Origin of the sequence: Bradyrhizobium sp. LTSP849, from assembly GCF_000938255.1 — a bacterium.
Taxonomy (GTDB): Bacteria; Pseudomonadota; Alphaproteobacteria; order Rhizobiales; family Xanthobacteraceae; genus Bradyrhizobium.
On the sequence record NZ_JYMR01000035.1, the window covers coordinates 1 to 15,851 of the forward strand.

At 61.6% G+C, this 15,851-nt stretch carries 12 protein-coding genes and 1 pseudogene; 3 read left to right on the plus strand and 10 right to left on the minus strand.

The features are described 5' to 3' along the window. Positions 1–13 precede the first annotated feature (13 nt). The 10 genes and pseudogenes from tnpC (UB31_RS22140) to UB31_RS22195 form a co-directional block, all read right to left on the minus strand. Positions 14–1,492 (minus strand): IS66 family transposase, encoded by a 1,479-nt coding sequence (gene tnpC / locus UB31_RS22140; protein WP_045010987.1) that lies wholly within the window; start codon positions 1,490–1,492, stop codon positions 14–16. 122 nt (positions 1,493–1,614) lie between these two features. After that, entirely contained in the window at positions 1,615–1,971 is a 357-nt protein-coding gene (tnpB, locus tag UB31_RS22145; protein ID WP_045004130.1) for an IS66 family insertion sequence element accessory protein TnpB, read from the minus strand. Further along, positions 1,968–2,426 carry an IS66-like element accessory protein TnpA gene (gene tnpA / locus UB31_RS22150; RefSeq protein WP_045005335.1) on the minus strand — a complete coding sequence of 153 codons (459 nt, stop codon included), beginning with the start codon at positions 2,424–2,426 and terminating at the stop codon, positions 1,968–1,970. The genes tnpB (UB31_RS22145) and tnpA (UB31_RS22150) overlap by 4 nt, the downstream gene beginning before the upstream one ends. 1,103 nt (positions 2,427–3,529) lie before the next feature. After that, entirely contained in the window at positions 3,530–4,270 is a 741-nt protein-coding gene (locus tag UB31_RS22160) for a hypothetical protein (protein ID WP_045012402.1), read from the minus strand. Positions 4,271–5,217: 947 nt separating this feature from the next. Further along, positions 5,218–5,724 (minus strand): hypothetical protein, encoded by a 507-nt coding sequence (locus UB31_RS22170; RefSeq protein ID WP_045012404.1) that lies wholly within the window; start codon positions 5,722–5,724, stop codon positions 5,218–5,220. A gap of 205 nt (positions 5,725–5,929) precedes the next feature. After that, positions 5,930–6,739, minus strand: coding sequence for a hypothetical protein (locus UB31_RS22175; protein WP_156175491.1), 810 nt, complete (start codon positions 6,737–6,739; stop codon positions 5,930–5,932). Between the two features lie 396 nt (positions 6,740–7,135). After that, entirely contained in the window at positions 7,136–8,893 is a 1,758-nt protein-coding gene (locus UB31_RS22180; RefSeq protein ID WP_045012406.1) for a hypothetical protein, read from the minus strand. A gap of 327 nt (positions 8,894–9,220) precedes the next feature. Next, positions 9,221–11,424 (minus strand): annotated as a pseudogene (locus UB31_RS22185) (xanthine dehydrogenase family protein molybdopterin-binding subunit). 163 nt (positions 11,425–11,587) lie between these two features. Further along, complete coding sequence (locus UB31_RS22190) at positions 11,588–12,604, minus strand: FAD binding domain-containing protein (RefSeq protein WP_045012407.1); 1,017 nt, start codon at positions 12,602–12,604, stop codon at positions 11,588–11,590. Next, positions 12,601–13,110 carry a (2Fe-2S)-binding protein gene (locus UB31_RS22195; RefSeq protein ID WP_045012408.1) on the minus strand — a complete coding sequence of 170 codons (510 nt, stop codon included), beginning with the start codon at positions 13,108–13,110 and terminating at the stop codon, positions 12,601–12,603. The genes UB31_RS22190 and UB31_RS22195 overlap by 4 nt, the downstream gene beginning before the upstream one ends. 262 nt (positions 13,111–13,372) lie before the next feature. Between UB31_RS22195 and tnpA (UB31_RS22200) the strand changes: the two genes are divergently transcribed. The 3 genes from tnpA (UB31_RS22200) to tnpC (UB31_RS22210) all read left to right on the plus strand — a co-directional run bounded on the left by tnpA (UB31_RS22200) (position 13,373) and on the right by tnpC (UB31_RS22210) (position 15,811). Beyond that, entirely contained in the window at positions 13,373–13,768 is a 396-nt protein-coding gene (tnpA, locus tag UB31_RS22200) for an IS66-like element accessory protein TnpA (protein WP_044999804.1), read from the plus strand. Next, entirely contained in the window at positions 13,765–14,112 is a 348-nt protein-coding gene (gene tnpB, locus UB31_RS22205; RefSeq protein ID WP_044999806.1) for an IS66 family insertion sequence element accessory protein TnpB, read from the plus strand. Before tnpA (UB31_RS22200) ends, tnpB (UB31_RS22205) begins: the two co-directional genes overlap by 4 nt. Before the next feature lie 70 nt (positions 14,113–14,182). Next, on the plus strand, positions 14,183–15,811 hold the full coding sequence (tnpC, locus tag UB31_RS22210) for an IS66 family transposase (protein WP_044999807.1): 1,629 nt from the start codon (positions 14,183–14,185) through the stop codon (positions 15,809–15,811). Positions 15,812–15,851 lie beyond the last annotated feature (40 nt).

The following is a 15,851-nucleotide window of genomic DNA, read 5'->3' on the forward strand; positions in this document are numbered from 1 at the left end:
GTAAGCGCTGTTTTCAGGCCACAGCTCTGAGGTCGTGACGGCAATAGGCCCACGGAAGCAACTGATCGATCTCGCTATTCGGATGACCATTGACGATCCTGGTGAGGACGTCGGTCAGGTAGGCAAGCGGATCGAGGTCGTTCAGCTTACAGGTTTCGACCAGGGAGGCGATGGTGGCCCAGTGCTCGGCACCGCCGTCGGAGCCTGCGAACAGCGCATTTTTACGGTTCAACGTGATCGGACGGATCGAGCGCTCGACGGCGTTATTGTCGAGCTCGATACGGCCATCATCGATGAAGCGCGTCAGGCCATCCCAGCGTGAGAGCGCATAACGGATGGCGTCTGCCAGCTTGCCCTTTTGGCTGATCAACGCGAGCTTTGCGCGGAGCCACAGCTCGAAGGCTTCCGCCAGCGGCCGGCTTTTCTGTTGTCGAACGAGACGACGTTCCTCGGCGCTGCGGCCGCGGATGTCCTTCTCGATGGCATAGAACTCGGCGATATGCTTGAGCGCCTCGCTCGCAATAGGCGCAGGACCGGGGGTGGCAAGTTCGTAGAAGTTACGCCGCATGTGCGACCAGCAGAATGCAAGCTGAACGTTGCCACGCTCGGCGAGCCTGCCATAGCCGGCATAGCCGTCGACCTGCAGGATCCCCTTGAAGCCTGCCAGATGAGCGATCGGTCGGTCGGCCTTGCGGTCGGGCGCATAGACATAGGCGACGCCCGGCGGATCGGCACCGCCCCATGGCCGGTCGTCCGCCGCATAGGCCCAGAGCTGACCGGTCTTGGTGCGCCCGCGGCCGGGATCGAGCACCGGCATCGTCGTCTCGTCGGCGAACAGCTTTGGCCGCTGCCTGAGCTTGCCAAGGAGCCGCTCATGCAACGGGCGCAGATGGAAGGCTGCCTGTCCCACCCAGTCCGCCAGCGTCGAACGATCAAGCTCAATGCCCTGGCGGGCGTAAATCTGCGCCTGCCGGTAGAGTGGCAGGTGATCGGCATATTTGGAGACCAGGACCTGGGCGACGGTGGCCTCGGTCGGCAGACCACCCTCGATCAGCCGGGCCGGGGCCGGCGCCTGCATGACACCGTCCTCGCAAGCCCGGCAGGCGTATTTGGGACGCCGGGTGACGAGGATCCGGAACTGCGCCGGGACCAGGTCCAGCCGCTCACTTCTATCCTCGCCGATCCGGTGCAACTCGCCCTGGCAACAGGAGCAGATCTTATTGTCGATATCGACGACGACCTCGATCCGCCGCAAGTGCGCTGGCAAGGCGCCACGGTTGATCCGGCGCTTGCGAGCCCGAGCCTCACGGCTTTCAGGTGCGCTGACGTCCTGCGCCGTCTCGCTGTACGCTGCGACCTGCTCGACATCTTCCAGGCCCAGCAGCATCTGATCTTCAGGCAAGGTCTCTGCCCGCCGGCCGAACCGATGCCGCTGCAATTCCTTGATGATCTGACGCAGCCGTTCGCTCTCGCACCGCTCGGCAAGCAGCATCGCTTTCAGCGTCTCGGGATCGTCAGGCAGGGCGTCGCTCACACGCAATTCAGAGCATATTCGCCGCCATCTGGCGACGCGCTCGATGCCCCTGATTCACTTCGCCGCAGCGCTGCCAACAACTATCCGGCTTGCGTTGGCGCTGGCGTCTCCCGTACCTCGTGGACACGCCGCCAGTCGAGCCCTTCCAACAGCGCCGACAATTGCGCCGCCGACAGACGCATCACGCCGTCCTCGATCTTCGGCCAGCGGAAGATCCCATCCTCAAGCCGTTTGGCGAACAGGCACAGACCCGTTCCGTCCCAGAACACCAGCTTGATCCGATCCGCCCGCTTGGCACGGAACACATAGACAGCTCCCGAGAATGGGTCAGCCCCCATGCTCTCGCGCACCAGGGTCGCAAGCCCTTCCATCCCCTTGCGGAAGTCCACCGGTTTGGTCGCCACCATCACCCGGACCGCACCCGACGGACCGATCACCGGCTCGCCTTCAGCGCCTGGACGATCGACGCAATCATTGCCGTGTCCGCACCACGACCGGCCCGGATCGTGATGCCGTCGACTTCGATCTCGATGATCCCGGCATCGCAACGGCAAGTTCGGACATCCGGTTTGGGTTTGCAGCGCGCCACTTTGCGCTCCCGGCCAAGAGCAGGCGCCGGCACTGCGACATCCACCACCGCCGGCACAAACTGCACTTCTTCTATTTCGGAATGACCGCCTGCTGCCTCTCGCAACTGACGTCGCCAGCCAAACAACTGCTGCGGTGACAATCCATGCCGTCGGGCTACCGAACAGACCGAGTCGCCGCTCGCCACAATCTCCGCGACGATCCGCGCCTTGTCCTCGTCGCTCCACTTCCGCCGACGGCCGGCGCCGGTGAAGACCTCAAGCCGCCGTACCGGCTCCGTGATAGCAGTATGCACTGTGTCCATTCTAAGCCTAACGGTCCAAATCGAACCGCAGACTCGCAGATCACCCCATCATCCGGTAGGTGGCCGCTGAACAGCGCTTACGTTACACACAGTGAGGAAGCCCTTTCATCGTTGCGCCTGCTCCGTCGTATCTCCGTCTGGCCTTGCAGAGGTCAGCCGCAGAATGTGAGCGCGCTGCCTCCGGCCGCCAACTTTCCTCTCTGAGCATGGCTCGCAATACAGGGCTGGCTCGAGCTTCCAGATCGGTGTGCTTGGCGCACGCTTTAGCCTTCGAAGCGGAACCAACGAGATGCGCCGGCACCGGTTGCACTTGGCCTCGAGCAGGTCATACCCGGCATTTAGCGCCTTTGCGATTGTGGGATTCGCCTGCGGCTCGCCCGGGGACGGCATCGCCGGACCACCGGCCCACATGATGGCGTTCCATGCGTCGCATTCCAAGCGGTCGGCCTCGCGGATCTTGGCCTCCGCCGCTGTACGGATCAGAACAGACTGGGCGTAGTAGCTCGCGTGCAATCCGTGAGCCTGACGGATGCCTCTCACTTGGGCTTTACGGTCGCCGCCGGACAGCGGAATTTGGATGATGCGTGGGGACACGGCGCATGATCGCGCCGAATCGCGCTCGAGAGAAGCCTCTAGGGATTGACGTCGTGCTGCTGTGTCCCGCTATCGGTTCGTCAAGCAGGAAGTCGCCAAAATGGTCCTCGCTAAATGCCACCGCTTTGAGTGTCTTCCTGCGGAGGAGAGGGCAAAGGAAACGTCATGCTGACGGTAGCGTTGCCCCCGACGATGTAGGCATGCTTCGGAAGTGATCTAGTTGCTCGCGGGCACTTTGGCGGCATGCGAACGATCCATAAGCGATCGGATAGTTGCCCCTTTTGCTGCGGCATCCTCGGATCCCGCAGCGACGTTCTCAGGCGTGCATTTTGTGGAGGGAGGATTTCCGCATTGACGGGCGAGCGCCTCCCAGCCGACGCACTTTCCAGACTGGCTACGGTATCCGGGACCGCCATTATCCCCGCACGCCGCAAATCCAGGTGCGTGCGTTATCAAGAGACTGGCGACGAGGATGAATGAGAAAGAAATAGCTCTCATATCCGCCCGACTCAGACGCCAGTCCGTGCCTGTGAAACGTCGATGACATGCCGGTCCGTCCCAACCGTTATCACGATCGTGTAAGACTTAGGACCGCCATCGCCCTGGTCAGTCGGAGGCGCGACATGCAATTGACCTCCGTACCACTCGCCGGGCATCAGAGTGTTGTCTTTGATCACCGATTGCTCGAGCACAGCCATATTGCGCTGACCGGTCTCCACGGTTGCCGCGATCATTACGTCGTTCTGCGCAGCGGCATTGCCTTGGGCGACGGCGGCCGCGGTGGGGCTGTAGAACGTGCCCGTCCGACCGCTCGGCGTTGTATAGCTGCCATAGCCAGCGCGGGAGGCGCTGTACGAGTTGGCACCGGCCGCCAGTCCAGTTAGGAGCGCCGCGGCCACTTGCCTGTTCTTCTCTTCCTGAACCAGCATCTCATAGGTGACGATCTTCATCTCGAAGTCGGACCCTGCAGCATGTTGCACGGCTTCGACCTGGGCCACCCGGAAGTCGACCGGCTGTCTGCTAAGATTGTTGATACCAACGACGAAGACCGGTCGTCCGTTTGCTTGAAGCTGGCGAGAGGCAGGTCTGACCAGCACAATTGAACTCTTCTGACGAGATACGAGGGCGGGCTGCCCATCTCGCATAAGCGCCTGCTGCTGTGGATTTGATGCTTTGAACGAAACAGTTTCGCCGGCGGTCATGCAGCCGGCCAACGTGGCGCAAACCGCCACTACAATCAAAATACGCATAATGAAATCTCCCCAGACCCAGCCCGATCCAAGCGCAACTAGGACGGGAGAGCAAGGGAAGTGTGCGCGCTATCGGGCGACTGCCATCGTCAAAAGGTTGAAGGCGCGGTATCTGCGTGCCGCGATCCAGCTGGATTGATATTGAGCCGTCTTGTTACGCGACCCACGCCAGCTCGGACGGGCGTTCGATTCGGCTCTCCAGCCGTGGGGTCGAGGACCAAAGGTTGTCCCGACGAGCTTTGAGCGTCAATGCCGTCGCCGGCCACCGACATAAAGGCCCAGGGGGCCTTGACTACCCATCGCCGACCGCCCAGGTGGGTCAGGACATCGCGGCGATAAGGGCGGGGAGGGGGAAAGGGATAGTACAGCCTGCAAACCGACATCTGCGGCCCAGGCTACCGCCACATGAGCGACGGCCGGCTGGTGCTGGAGAGCAAGGACGAGATAAAGAAACGGGGCATGCCGAGCCCCGACGAGGGTGACGCGGTGGCCCTATGCTCCGCGAGCCTGGAGGGGCGCCTGTGGTTGCCAACAGCAACTTTAACTGGCGGCTTGAGTACCCGAATGCGGGTGCATGGCGGTGATGTCTAATTTATAGATCCACCAGTTCGAAACTTCACGTCCGGCCGATCTAGAACGACGTACTGCTTTTCTAGTTGCGGGGTCAATTCGCCGACAAACAGTTCTTTGGGTAGTGGGTCGCTTACAGCATAATCCGCCCCCGCGAATGGGCCAGGTCCGGTTGCCGGAGGAACGAACCGCCGGGATTGAAACTGATCTAGTCGAACCATTCGCGTTGGCTTGGTGTATCCTTCGGATTGGAATGGTAGCCAGTTGGGGACGAGCCAAATCGCGCCTTCAAAGTCGACTCCGGCAATTGCGCTTGCAACCCCGTCGATCATAACGATGACCTTGTACAGTTTGGTATCAGGCACGGGGACCCTCCACTAAGAGCTCAGAAACAACTTCGTGATCTTAAAGGCGGTCATCATTGACGGCAGCGCAAGCAGCGCAAGCCCAAAAAGAAAGAGATACGCCACTACCAGCCGGAAGGCTGGGGCCTCGGCGGATAGAGCCGCGTAGTGAAGGCGCAGAAGATGGATCTTTGCAGAGAAGAGAGTTTCTCCCGGTCTTCTCACGCTATTCAAGAAGTCTACTCCTATCATTTCGCCGATCGCTTCAATGTACGTATCGGTCATCGCAGGACCGTCGACGCGAATGTAATCTTCCCAATCTCCGTGCTTCTTTATTTGGCGGGGGCATCCCCATTGATAAAGCGCGGATCCTACGCCGAGATGCAAAAGCCCAAAATAAACGTAGTACAGTTTCAAGGACCACAGATAGTCGAACCAATTCCCCCCGTGCCCACCGCTGTTTCCAGCCAAGCCTCCATCAAAGAACGATGTGAACTGACTGCTGAGCAGGACAAGGTAGCCGATAATGGGAAATGCCACTGACGCCTGTACCGCTCGCGAATTGCCGATAGAGCGAAGACTTGCCCAGGTTGGGATGTATGGCGTTCGTAAACGATCTAGCCCTGCTTGATTCACTTCTATAGCCTCCCACGGGCACTCAACCGTAACGAGCGCCCAAAGACAAGCCTCCCGCCACTCTCCCACCCCCGACTCGGGCGCGCCCTTCCACAGCGCAATGACGCGCTCAAACCTGTTGTTCAGAAGGTCGCTTCAACCTAGCCAGATAATTCTTCAGCCGCCCCCACACGGTCGGCGGCTTCCCAAAGCCTCTCAGCCAATCGGCGTATCGGTCCTGGGTTGGAATTAGATTTTCCGCATGCGCGGTAGACCAATCAGCAGGATGTTGCCGCGGTATGTTGAGCCGATATTTCCAGCCATTGCGGGAATGTAGTTTTCTCTCCAGCCGCAGCAGTTCGTCCGCGAGCTTCATGCCGAAGAAGATGCAATCATCGGCCTGGAGGCTCAGAGCTTCCAGATTGTGGCCAAATCGCAGGTCTACTTGCTCGTCCATGTAAGCGCCAACGTAGAAGGCGATGCGCTCTAAGTGTGTTGTCGGCTGTCGCTTTTGAAACTCGGAAATCAGACTATTCCGATAGTCGATCGAAATTCGTAGATCTTCGGTAGCGTCGGCTAATGAGGCCGCGGCAGCTATACCGCGGTGACCGAGTGAGAACTTCTCGAAAACGACCTTCTCCAAAGCAGGTACGCCGAACCGCACTTGCGAGAGGGTTCTGAGGTCCAGCTCGAGCGCGAACGCGCCCGCCGGATTAGCGGCAAAGTCATCGTAGCGCTCGACAGCCTCATCATAGGCCTGTTTCATGGGACGAATGTGCTGCCGCTTTATCGCGAGCGCTTTGTTGATCATGGTGAAGCAGAGGCCATAAGCGACATGCACAGCCTTTAATTCATCGATTGTCCGTCGTTTCGCTTGAGATCGGCTCGTAACAAATGCGCCGACAAACGTGCCAAAGGCCGCCGTGATGACGGTCTGCATTGGGCCCGGAGTCTTACTCCATGTGTCTCCGACAAAGGACGCGGCCGAACCGATCGCGCTGCTCCAGTCCATCCGAGTCCCCCATCTCAAATAGATCGGTCGAGTGTGATTAAGCAACCTGAACGGGCGCCCAAATGCAATGCCCCCTTTTCAGGGAATGCTCATTGAAAAATAACCAAATCAGGTGCCGGCTACTTGATAACCCGGACGAAGCTATAGACCGCTTCCCTGGCAGGAATTGCCCGTTCGCCTGGCAGCGAAGGGGCGGCGGTTCGAATTGGGTGGCGCATTGGCGCCCCGTCACCGCGGCGCTCCGGTCGAGTCCACTATGTCGGTGAGCTGTTCGGCCCTAGGCCTTCGCCGGCTGCGACGGGTCGAAGGGCGGTTTACCCGCCATCACTGGTAGCTCCCGTCAGGCTGAAGACTGTACGTGTGTCCGTTCTGGATAACCTGCTGCGGTCGGCTGAGCGCAGTCGGATCGATGCCATTTTGCTGCAGCCGCCGCTTCACCGCTGCGGGGTCGGCGCCACGGGCAATCGCATCGCGCGCCTGCGACAGTGGATCGTTGGCCGATTTCGCCCAACTCTGCGGCGATGCCGGATCCCCGCCTTGGAACGTGTAGCCGTCGCGCGTCTCACCGATCCGCGGTGCAGCCGGAGATTTCGGCGTGCCATCGGTGTCAGCACCCGAGAGCGGCACCCACCGCCCATTTACCAAGCCGAGTTTCTGGCCAGTCTGTGGATTGGTGGCCGTCTGCGTCGGCGCTGCGGAAGCCGACGCGGCTTGTGCAGCAGGTGCTGCAGTAGCTTGCGTAGAAGGCGCCTGCTGCTGAGGCTCCGTGTACATCCGGATCGTGTTCTCGATCTGGTGAAGCTGTTGTGACAGTTTTACGCGTTCGGCGGGCAGCGTGTTGGGATCGATGACAAGCTGGCGAATCTGTTCGTGGTCGCCTTTGAGCGCATTCACGATCGTCGGGATCTTCGCCGCCTCGGTCTCCGGATTGCTGAGTGCGTTGCCTTGCGGAAGCAGATCGTTCACCCATTGTTGCGCCTGAACGGTCTGCCGTCCGGGTCCGCCGAGCAGCACGCTGCGTGCCTGGTTGTTCCGGATATCTTGCGAGGATCGCGCCCGCTGAACGCCTGGGGCGATTTCGGACGAACCGGTGGCCGCCTTCAGCACGCTCGTTGCAGCGGGTAGCGCGCCAAGATCTTCGTTGAAGAAAGTTGCGATCTTCGGTCCGATGCCGGTGGTCGTTGCTGCGTCGGCGGCCGCCTGGCTTTTTGTCGGGTCGCCAACAACTAATGGCGTCGACGCGCTCGAGCGCACGTTATTGTCGCGAGCCTGAACCAGGGCCGCATCCGTACTCACCGGTTGGAATCCGGTCGCAGACACAGTGCGGCCGTCGGGCAGGATCGCTGTGCGGCCGCCATCACGTGAAATGGCGGTTTGGCCACTACGCGGCTCGATCAACGTTTGCTCCGGTAAGTCCAGACCGGCTTTCTTCAGGATGCGGGGGTCGACGGCACCAAGCGGATCCGACGACGTCTGACCCGGCTGCGCCGCAGCGGATTGCCGTCGCAGCATGTTTGCGACCACGTTGTCGGAAGTCATGGGCGCTTCGCCGCCGACCGCTTGCGACTTGGGAACATAGTGAGCCACGCCGGCATCATCGAGGACCGGCGTCAACGTACGCTGATCGATCGCAAGCTGAGTCTCGCGTGCGCGGTCCGAGGCTATGCGTTGCGATTCCAACGTCGTCGAATTGTTCATACCCGTGGTCGTGATGGCGTTGTCGAGCGAACGCCGCTGACCAATTGCGGTGTTGGCCGCGGAGCCGCCGGCGCCTAGCATCGAGATCGCGAGGCGGGGATCGTCAAAGTTTGACGTGTGATTGGCGGCGGAGAGGCGGCCGTAGTCGGCGGCGTCCTGTCCCGTCTTCCCGGCGAGCACGCCGTAATAGCCAATGTCGTTTCGATTCCCGTCACGTACCGCAGCCGCCAGGGTTTCGGCGTTGTCGTTCTCGCGTTTCAGGCCGAACGCCTTTTGCCGGAAGACTTCCTTCTGTGCCTGATCGCCGAACATCGACTCGCCGAGATCCTTCAGCGAGTTGGCCAGCGGCGAATTGTCAGCGTATGCGTTGATGATGCGGGGCATCCAGCGCCTCAAGTTGATGTTGAGAGGCCGGTGTCGCGAATTCCGGAAGGTAGCAGCGGAGTTGGGATCGTAGCACGAGCGGGGGCGACAGTCACCCCTTAGCATGTCTGGCATGAGTCGGAGCACGTCTCTGCCGGTGTATTGTCAGCTGGCGGCGATAAAGCAGACATCGTTCCGGGCTCGCTTCGACAGCCGCTTTTGACCCGCCGCGGACTCCAAATTGTTTAATGTGCGGTCGCTTGCAACCGGCGTGGTCGGCCTGGACTTGGCGGAGGCGCCGCTGGGCATGCATTCGGTGGGAAAGTAGTCTGACGAGCTCCGCAGGAATCAGCGCTGCAACTTGTCTAGTGTAATTGGCAGATCGCGCACGCGTTTTCCGGTCGCGTGGTAAATCGCATTAGCGATCGCCGCGGCGACGCCGACGAGACCAATCTCACCCAAACCCTTGACGCCAAGCGGATTGACGATGTTATCCTGCTCCTCGACGAAGATCACCTTGATGTCGTGGACGTCGGCATTTACCGGGACATGGTATTCGGCGATGTTGGCGTTCATGATGCGGCCGAACTTGTGATCGATCAGCGTCTCCTCGTGCAGCACCACTCCGATTCCCCACACCACGCCGCCCATGACCTGGCTGTGCGCGGTCTTGGTGTTCAGGATACGCCCCGCCGCGACCGCGCTGACGATGCGGGTGACGCGAATGACGCCGAGCTGTTCGTCCACCTTCACTTCGGCGAAGAGCGCCGAATGCGTGTTGTGCGCGTGCTTGCCGTCATTGGCAAAGCTGGTGGACTTCTCTTGCTCGATTCGGTCGACTGCGCCGTGTCGCATCACATCAGCGATCGATATCGCGCGCGAAGCATCTTGCCGGCTCACAAGCTTGCCGTCCGCAAGCGCCCGACTTCGTCGCGTGTTGCGTTCGCAAGCGGCGAGCCCGGTACTTTCTTGGCCAGATGCAACAATTCCTCGCGGATCGCGGTGGATGTCGTCACGATCCCGTTCGACACCGAGGCGGCGATCCATGATCCACCTTCCACTGGCGATTGCGGCAATGTCGAGTCGCCGAGCTTGATGCTGATGTTGTCGATTGGCAGTCCAAGTGCGTCCGCCGCGACCTGCGCCATGATGGTGTAGGTGCCCGTGCCGATATCCGACGTCGCGCATGCCACCTCCGCGTGACCGTTCGCGGTCAGCACGATCCGGACGGCGATCGGCACCTGCAACGCCTCCCAGACGCCCGTCGCCATGCCCCAGCCGACCAGCTCGCTGCCGTCGCGCATCGAGCGCGGTTCCGGATTGCGCTTGTCCCAACCGAATGCTTCCGCGCCCTGGCGGTAGCATTCGCCCAGGTTCTTGCTGCTGAACGGCAAGCCGCCGTTGTTCTGGTCGCGATCTGAGTAACACCGCAAGCGCAGCTCCAGTGGATCGAGCCTGAGTGCAACCGCGAGTTCGTCCATTGCGGATTCAAGCGCGTAGACGCCAGTCGTAGCGCTCGGACCGCGCATGTCGCACGGTGTCGGAAGATCGAGCCGCGCGAGCTTGTGCGTATACTTCGCGTTGGCGGATTTGTAGAGCAGGCCGGACCACGTGGTCTCGTGCCGATGGAACTCTTCGTATTGCGACGTCACCGTGATCGCGTCGTGCGTGATCGCGTCGAGCGTTCCGCCGGCAGTTGCACCTAGCTCGATCCGTTGGATCATGGCGGGCCGGTAGCCGAGCGAGTACATCTGCTGGCGCGTGAGAACCAGACGAACCGGGCGCTCCAGCGCGCGCGCCGCCAACACGGTCAGGACCACTTGATATTGCGGTCGCAGCCCTGAGCCGAATGCCCCGCCAACATAGGGCGACATGACGCGCACATCGTCCGGCTTCATGTCAAAGATGCTGCACACATAGCGCTGCACGTTCTGCACGCCCTGGGTCTTGTCGTAGACCGTCAGCTTACCGCCGCCGTCCCACGTCACCGTCGAGGCATAGAGTTCCATGGGATTGTGATGCTCGATCGGGACGTAATACTCGCCCTGGTGGCGCACATCGGCCGCCGCGAAGGCTTTTGCAGCATCGCCCCGCGGTTTTGCGGGCTCCGGCAATGCAAAGGCCACTTCACGCTGGCGATATAGGTCCGTGACGTGCGCTTCTTGTTCGTATTTCACGCGAACCAGCGAGGCGGCGAAGCGCGCGATCTCCCACTCTTCCGAGAGCACAAGCGCAACCGGTTGTCCGCTGAACATGATCTTGCTGTCATAAAGTGGCCGGAACGGCGTGCCCTCCGGCGCCACATCGTCTTTGTAGGCGTCATCAGTATCGGCCATGCGCGGACGTCTTTCGTGCGTCAGCACATCGATGACGCCCTCGACGCGCAGCGCCTCGCTGGCATCGATGTGCACGATACGTCCGTTGGCGATGGTCGATTCGACGAGGAAGGCGTGGACGAGGCCCGGCACATTGAAGTCGGCGGCATATTTTGCCGCGCCGGTGACCTTGGCGTTTCCATCGATGCGGGAAGTAGCGGTGCCGATGTATGTCATTGGCTTGCTCACTGGACTCTTTTGTTCGGCTGCGATGGCGGCGGGCGACGCGGCGTCTGCGCCGTATCCGAGCGCTCCGAGCGCAACAGCGCCCTGCAGGACGCTGCGGCGGCTGAGGTCCGCACGCGGAAGGTCGGGAGAGCTGAATTGGCGCATCGCGCCCTCATACGATTCTCTTGTTGGACTGCGACTGCGGCGTGCCATTCGCGGCTTGCGTCAGCGCGCGCACCGTGGCGCGGCGCGCCAGTTCGATCTTGAAGGTGTTGTAGGCAAAGCCCTTGGCGTCACGCAGCAGCAGATCCGCGGCGCGCCTGAAGGTCTCGGGGCTTGCAGCCTGACCATTCAGGACCGCTTCGGCCGCGGTATCTCGCCACGGTCTGTGTGCGACGCCGCCGAGCGCTAACCTCGCTTGGCGAATGGTGCGGCCATCCATCTCAAGTCCGACCGCGACCGATACCAGCGCGAAGGCGTAAGAGAGGCGGTCGCGGATTTTGAGATAAGTGTAGTTCCTTGTGAATCCTTGTGCGGGCAGTTCAATCGCGGTGATGATTTCATCGCGGCCCAGATCGGTGTCGCGTTGCGGCGTGTCACCGGGGAGCCGATGGAAGTCCGCAATGGCAATTGCGCGTTCGCCGGCGGGCCCCGCAACATGAACCGTCGCATCCAGGGCCGCCAGCGCCACGCACATGTCGGATGGGTGCGTGGCGATGCAGGCCTCGCTCGTGCCGAGGATCGCATGCCCCCGGTTGATGCCATGGATGGCGGAGCAGCCGCTGCCCGGTTCGCGCTTGTTGCACGGCGTCACCGTGTCGTAGAAGTAAGCGCAGCGCGTCCGTTGCAGCAGGTTGCCGCCGGTCGAGGCCATATTGCGCAACTGCGCCGAGGCTCCCGCCAGGATCGCGCTGGAGAGCACCGGATAGCGTTGCTCGATGAGCGGGTGATAGGCGAGGTCGGAATTCGGCACCAGCGCGCCGATGCGCAGGCCACCGTCGGCGGTTTGCTCGACGGTCTTGAGCGGTAGCCTGGAAATATCGATCAGCCGGGTCGGGCGCTCGACATCCTCTTTCATCAGGTCGAGCAGGTTGGTGCCGCCCGCGATAAATTTGGCGGCCGGGTCGGCGCCGATCTGCCGCACCGCGTCGGCAACGTCGTTTGCGCGCGAATACTGGAAATTGATCATGACTTACCCCCCATCACGGTCATTGCCTGCGTGATCGCTGCAACAATGTTGGGATAGGCGGCACAGCGGCAGAGGTTGCCGCTCATCAGCTCGCGGATTTCGTCGTTGGTCTTCGCCTTGCCTTCGGCGATCAGCCCTGCCGCCGAGCAAATCTGTCCCGGCGTGCAATAGCCGCACTGGAAGGCGTCGTGGTCGATGAAGGCCTGTTGCAGCGAATGCAGGGCATCGCGGGTCGCAAGGCCTTCGATCGTGGTCACTTCGGCGCCGTCCTTCATGACCATCAGCGTCAGGCATGAATTGACGCGGCGACCATCAACCAGCACGGTGCATGCGCCGCACTGGCCGTGGTCGCAGCCCTTTTTCGTGCCGGTTAGGTCGAGATGGTCACGCAGCGCGTCAAGCAAAGTGGTCCAGGGCGCAACTGTGAGTTGCTTCTCCGTGCCGTTGACGACCAATGCTACTGAAATTTTATTTCGGGCCTGCGCCTCGGTGTTTTTTCGCGCCATCTGCTTTCCCCGCAAGCGTCGAAAAGAGCCACGCACCGACCCGGCACAGGCGATAAGTCCAGGTTCCCTTCATAATGCAGGGTCCGGGCGTTTGGTTCCGATCACTTCAGGGGAAGATGCAAACGTTTTCTTTTTTGACGCCAATTACGGGCGGCGGTGAAGACTCCCTTGCAGGTATGTCAGACCAAGACATCGGTAGATTCGTCTCCCTCCGGCGAGGGCCGCCTTGTTGGATTAGTCCAATTGGTGCGTAACAGTCCTTATGGACAGCCATAAGCGCAGTACTCAGCTTGAACGGCTTGAGGTGGTCGAGACTGGTCGCCGGCGACGCTGGTCGGATGACGAAAAGCTGCGGATCGTGACCGAAAGCTTTCAAGCGCCGCGCGCGATATCGTCGACAGCAAGACGCCATGGCATATCACGTTCGTTGCTGATGACATGGCGGCGCTCGTTCGGTCCCGAGCCGATCAGCCCTCAAAGCGAGCAATCCGGCTTTGCGCGGGTCGTCCTTGCCGCTGAGGTCGAGCCGGCGGTTGCTGCCACAGCGACGAGCGGGCAGATGGTGATCGTCGTTGGCCGGGATCGTCGGGTGATTGTCGATGCGGGCGTCGATGCGGCCGCCCTGGCGCGGGTGCTGCAGGTTCTGGAGCGTCGATGATCCCAGTCTCTTCGAGCGCACGCATCTGGATTGCGACCGGCTACACTGACATGCGCAAGGGCATGCAGGGTTTGTCATTATTGGTGCAGGAAAGCCTTGGTCGCGATCCGTTCGCCGGAGATGTCTTCGTGTTCCGCGGACGCGGCGGTTCGCTGATCAAGGCCTTGTGGCACGATGGAATTGGATTGTCGCTCTACGCGAAGCGGTTGGACCGTGGCCGTTTTGTCTGGCCGGCGACGGTGGGCGGTGTGGTGGGGCTGAGCGCGGCGCAGATGAGTTATCTGCTGGAGGCGATCGACTGGCGCAATCCGCAGCACACGTGGCGGCCACAGAGCGCAGGATAGGCTCAAAAAAGTTCTGAGGTGCGGAAGAAAAGACGCCTCAAATCGCCTCTTTTGTGATTCCATCGGGGCCATGGGTGACGGCCTTGAATCGCTGCCAGACGACATCGAAACGCTGCAAGCGGCATTGATCGTTGCTCGGGCGGAGGCTGCGGCCGCCCGTGCCCGGCAGTCCGACGACCAGGCGTTGATCGCCCATCTGAAGCTGCAGATCGAGAAACTCAACCGCGACCGCCATGGTCCGCGCTCGGAGCGTACCGCGCGGCTATTGGATCAGCTTGAACTGACGCTGGAGGAGCTGGAGAGTTCGGCGACGGAGGACGAACTCGCCGCCGAAATGGCCGCGGCCAAAACCACGAAGGTGGCGTCGTTCACGCGCAAGCGGCCGTCACGCCAGCCGTTCCCGGAGCATCTACCTCGCGAGCGGGTGATCGTGCCGGGACCTGTGGCGTGCGCCTGCTGTGGCGGCGCGCGGCTGTCCAAGCTCGGCGAGGACATCACCGAGACGCTGGAGGTGATCCCGAAATCCTGGAAAGTGATCCAGCACGTCCGCGAGAAGTTTACTTGCCGTGATTGCGAGAAGATCAGCCAGGCTCCGGCGCCGTTCCATGTGCTTGCCCGCGGCTGGGCGGGGCCAAGCCTGCTGGCGATGGTGCTGTTCGAGAAGTTTGGTCAACATCAGCCGCTGAACCGGCAAGCGGAGCGCTATGCCAAGGAGGGCGTGCCGATCAGTCTGTCGACCCTGGCCGACCAGGTCGGCGGCTGCACCGCGGCGCTGGCACCTTTGTTCAAGCGCCTCGAGGCCTACGTACTGAGCGCCGAGCGATTGCACGGGGACGACACCACGGTTCCGGTCCTGGCCAAAGGCAAGACCGACACCGGCCGGATCTGGGTCTATGTGCGCGACGACAAGCCTTTTGGAGGGCAGGCCCCGCCGGGCGCGGTGTTCTATTACTCGCGCGATCGGGCCGGCGAGCATCCCCAGGCTCACTTGGCCAACTACAGCGGAATCTTCCAGGCCGATGCCTATGGCGGCTATGGCAGGCTTTACGAACCGGGCCGCAACGCAGGTCCGATCCTGGAAGCCGCGTGCTGGGTCCATGCCCGGCGGCCGTTCTTCGTGATGGCTGATCTGGCCGAGAATGCGCGTCGCAAGGCTCAGGGCAAGAGGCCGGCAGTGATCTCGCCGCTGGCGCTGGAAACAGTCCGCCGGATCGACGCCCTGTTCGAGATCGAGCGGACCATCAACGGTCAGAGCGCCGAAAGGCGCCAGGCAGTTCGCCGGGAACTCAGCGCGCCGCTCGTGGCCGATCTGGAAGCCTGGATGCGCACACAACGCGCCAAGCTCTCGCGCAGCAACGATGTCGCCAAGGCCATGGACTACATGCTCAAGCGCTGGAGCGCATTTACCCGCTTCCTCGATGACGGCCGCATCTGCCTGTCCAACAATGCGGCGGAGCGTGGCGTGCGCGGCATCGCTTTAGGTCGGAAGTCGTGGTTGTTCTGCGGCTCGGATCGCGGCGGCGAGCGGGCGGCGGTGATGTACAGCCTGATCGTCACCGCCAAGATGAACGACGTCGATCCGCAAGCCTGGCTCGCCGACGTTCTGGCGCGCATCGCCGAGCATCCCGTCCAAAGGCTCGACGAACTGCTGCCATGGAATTGGCGCTCTGCCATCCGGAACGTTGATCAAGCCGCCTGAGCCGAAAATGACCCGCGCGCGGTCTTCGCCGGATGCTTAC

Coding starts and splice junctions, on each gene's coding strand:
- tnpC (WP_045010987.1), bottom strand. CDS start 1,492: ATGCTGCTTGCCGAGCGGTGCGAGAGCGAACGGCTGCGTCAGATCATC.
- tnpA (WP_045005335.1), bottom strand. CDS start 2,426: ATGGACACAGTGCATACTGCTATCACGGAGCCGGTACGGCGGCTTGAG.
- UB31_RS22160 (WP_045012402.1), bottom strand. CDS start 4,270: ATGCGTATTTTGATTGTAGTGGCGGTTTGCGCCACGTTGGCCGGCTGC.
- UB31_RS22175 (WP_156175491.1), bottom strand. CDS start 6,739: ATGCAGACCGTCATCACGGCGGCCTTTGGCACGTTTGTCGGCGCATTT.
- UB31_RS22180 (WP_045012406.1), bottom strand. CDS start 8,893: ATGCCCCGCATCATCAACGCATACGCTGACAATTCGCCGCTGGCCAAC.
- UB31_RS22190 (WP_045012407.1), bottom strand. CDS start 12,604: ATGATCAATTTCCAGTATTCGCGCGCAAACGACGTTGCCGACGCGGTG.
- UB31_RS22195 (WP_045012408.1), bottom strand. CDS start 13,110: ATGGCGCGAAAAAACACCGAGGCGCAGGCCCGAAATAAAATTTCAGTA.
- tnpA (WP_044999804.1), top strand. CDS start 13,373: ATGGACAGCCATAAGCGCAGTACTCAGCTTGAACGGCTTGAGGTGGTC.
- tnpB (WP_044999806.1), top strand. CDS start 13,765: ATGATCCCAGTCTCTTCGAGCGCACGCATCTGGATTGCGACCGGCTAC.
- tnpC (WP_044999807.1), top strand. CDS start 14,183: ATGGGTGACGGCCTTGAATCGCTGCCAGACGACATCGAAACGCTGCAA.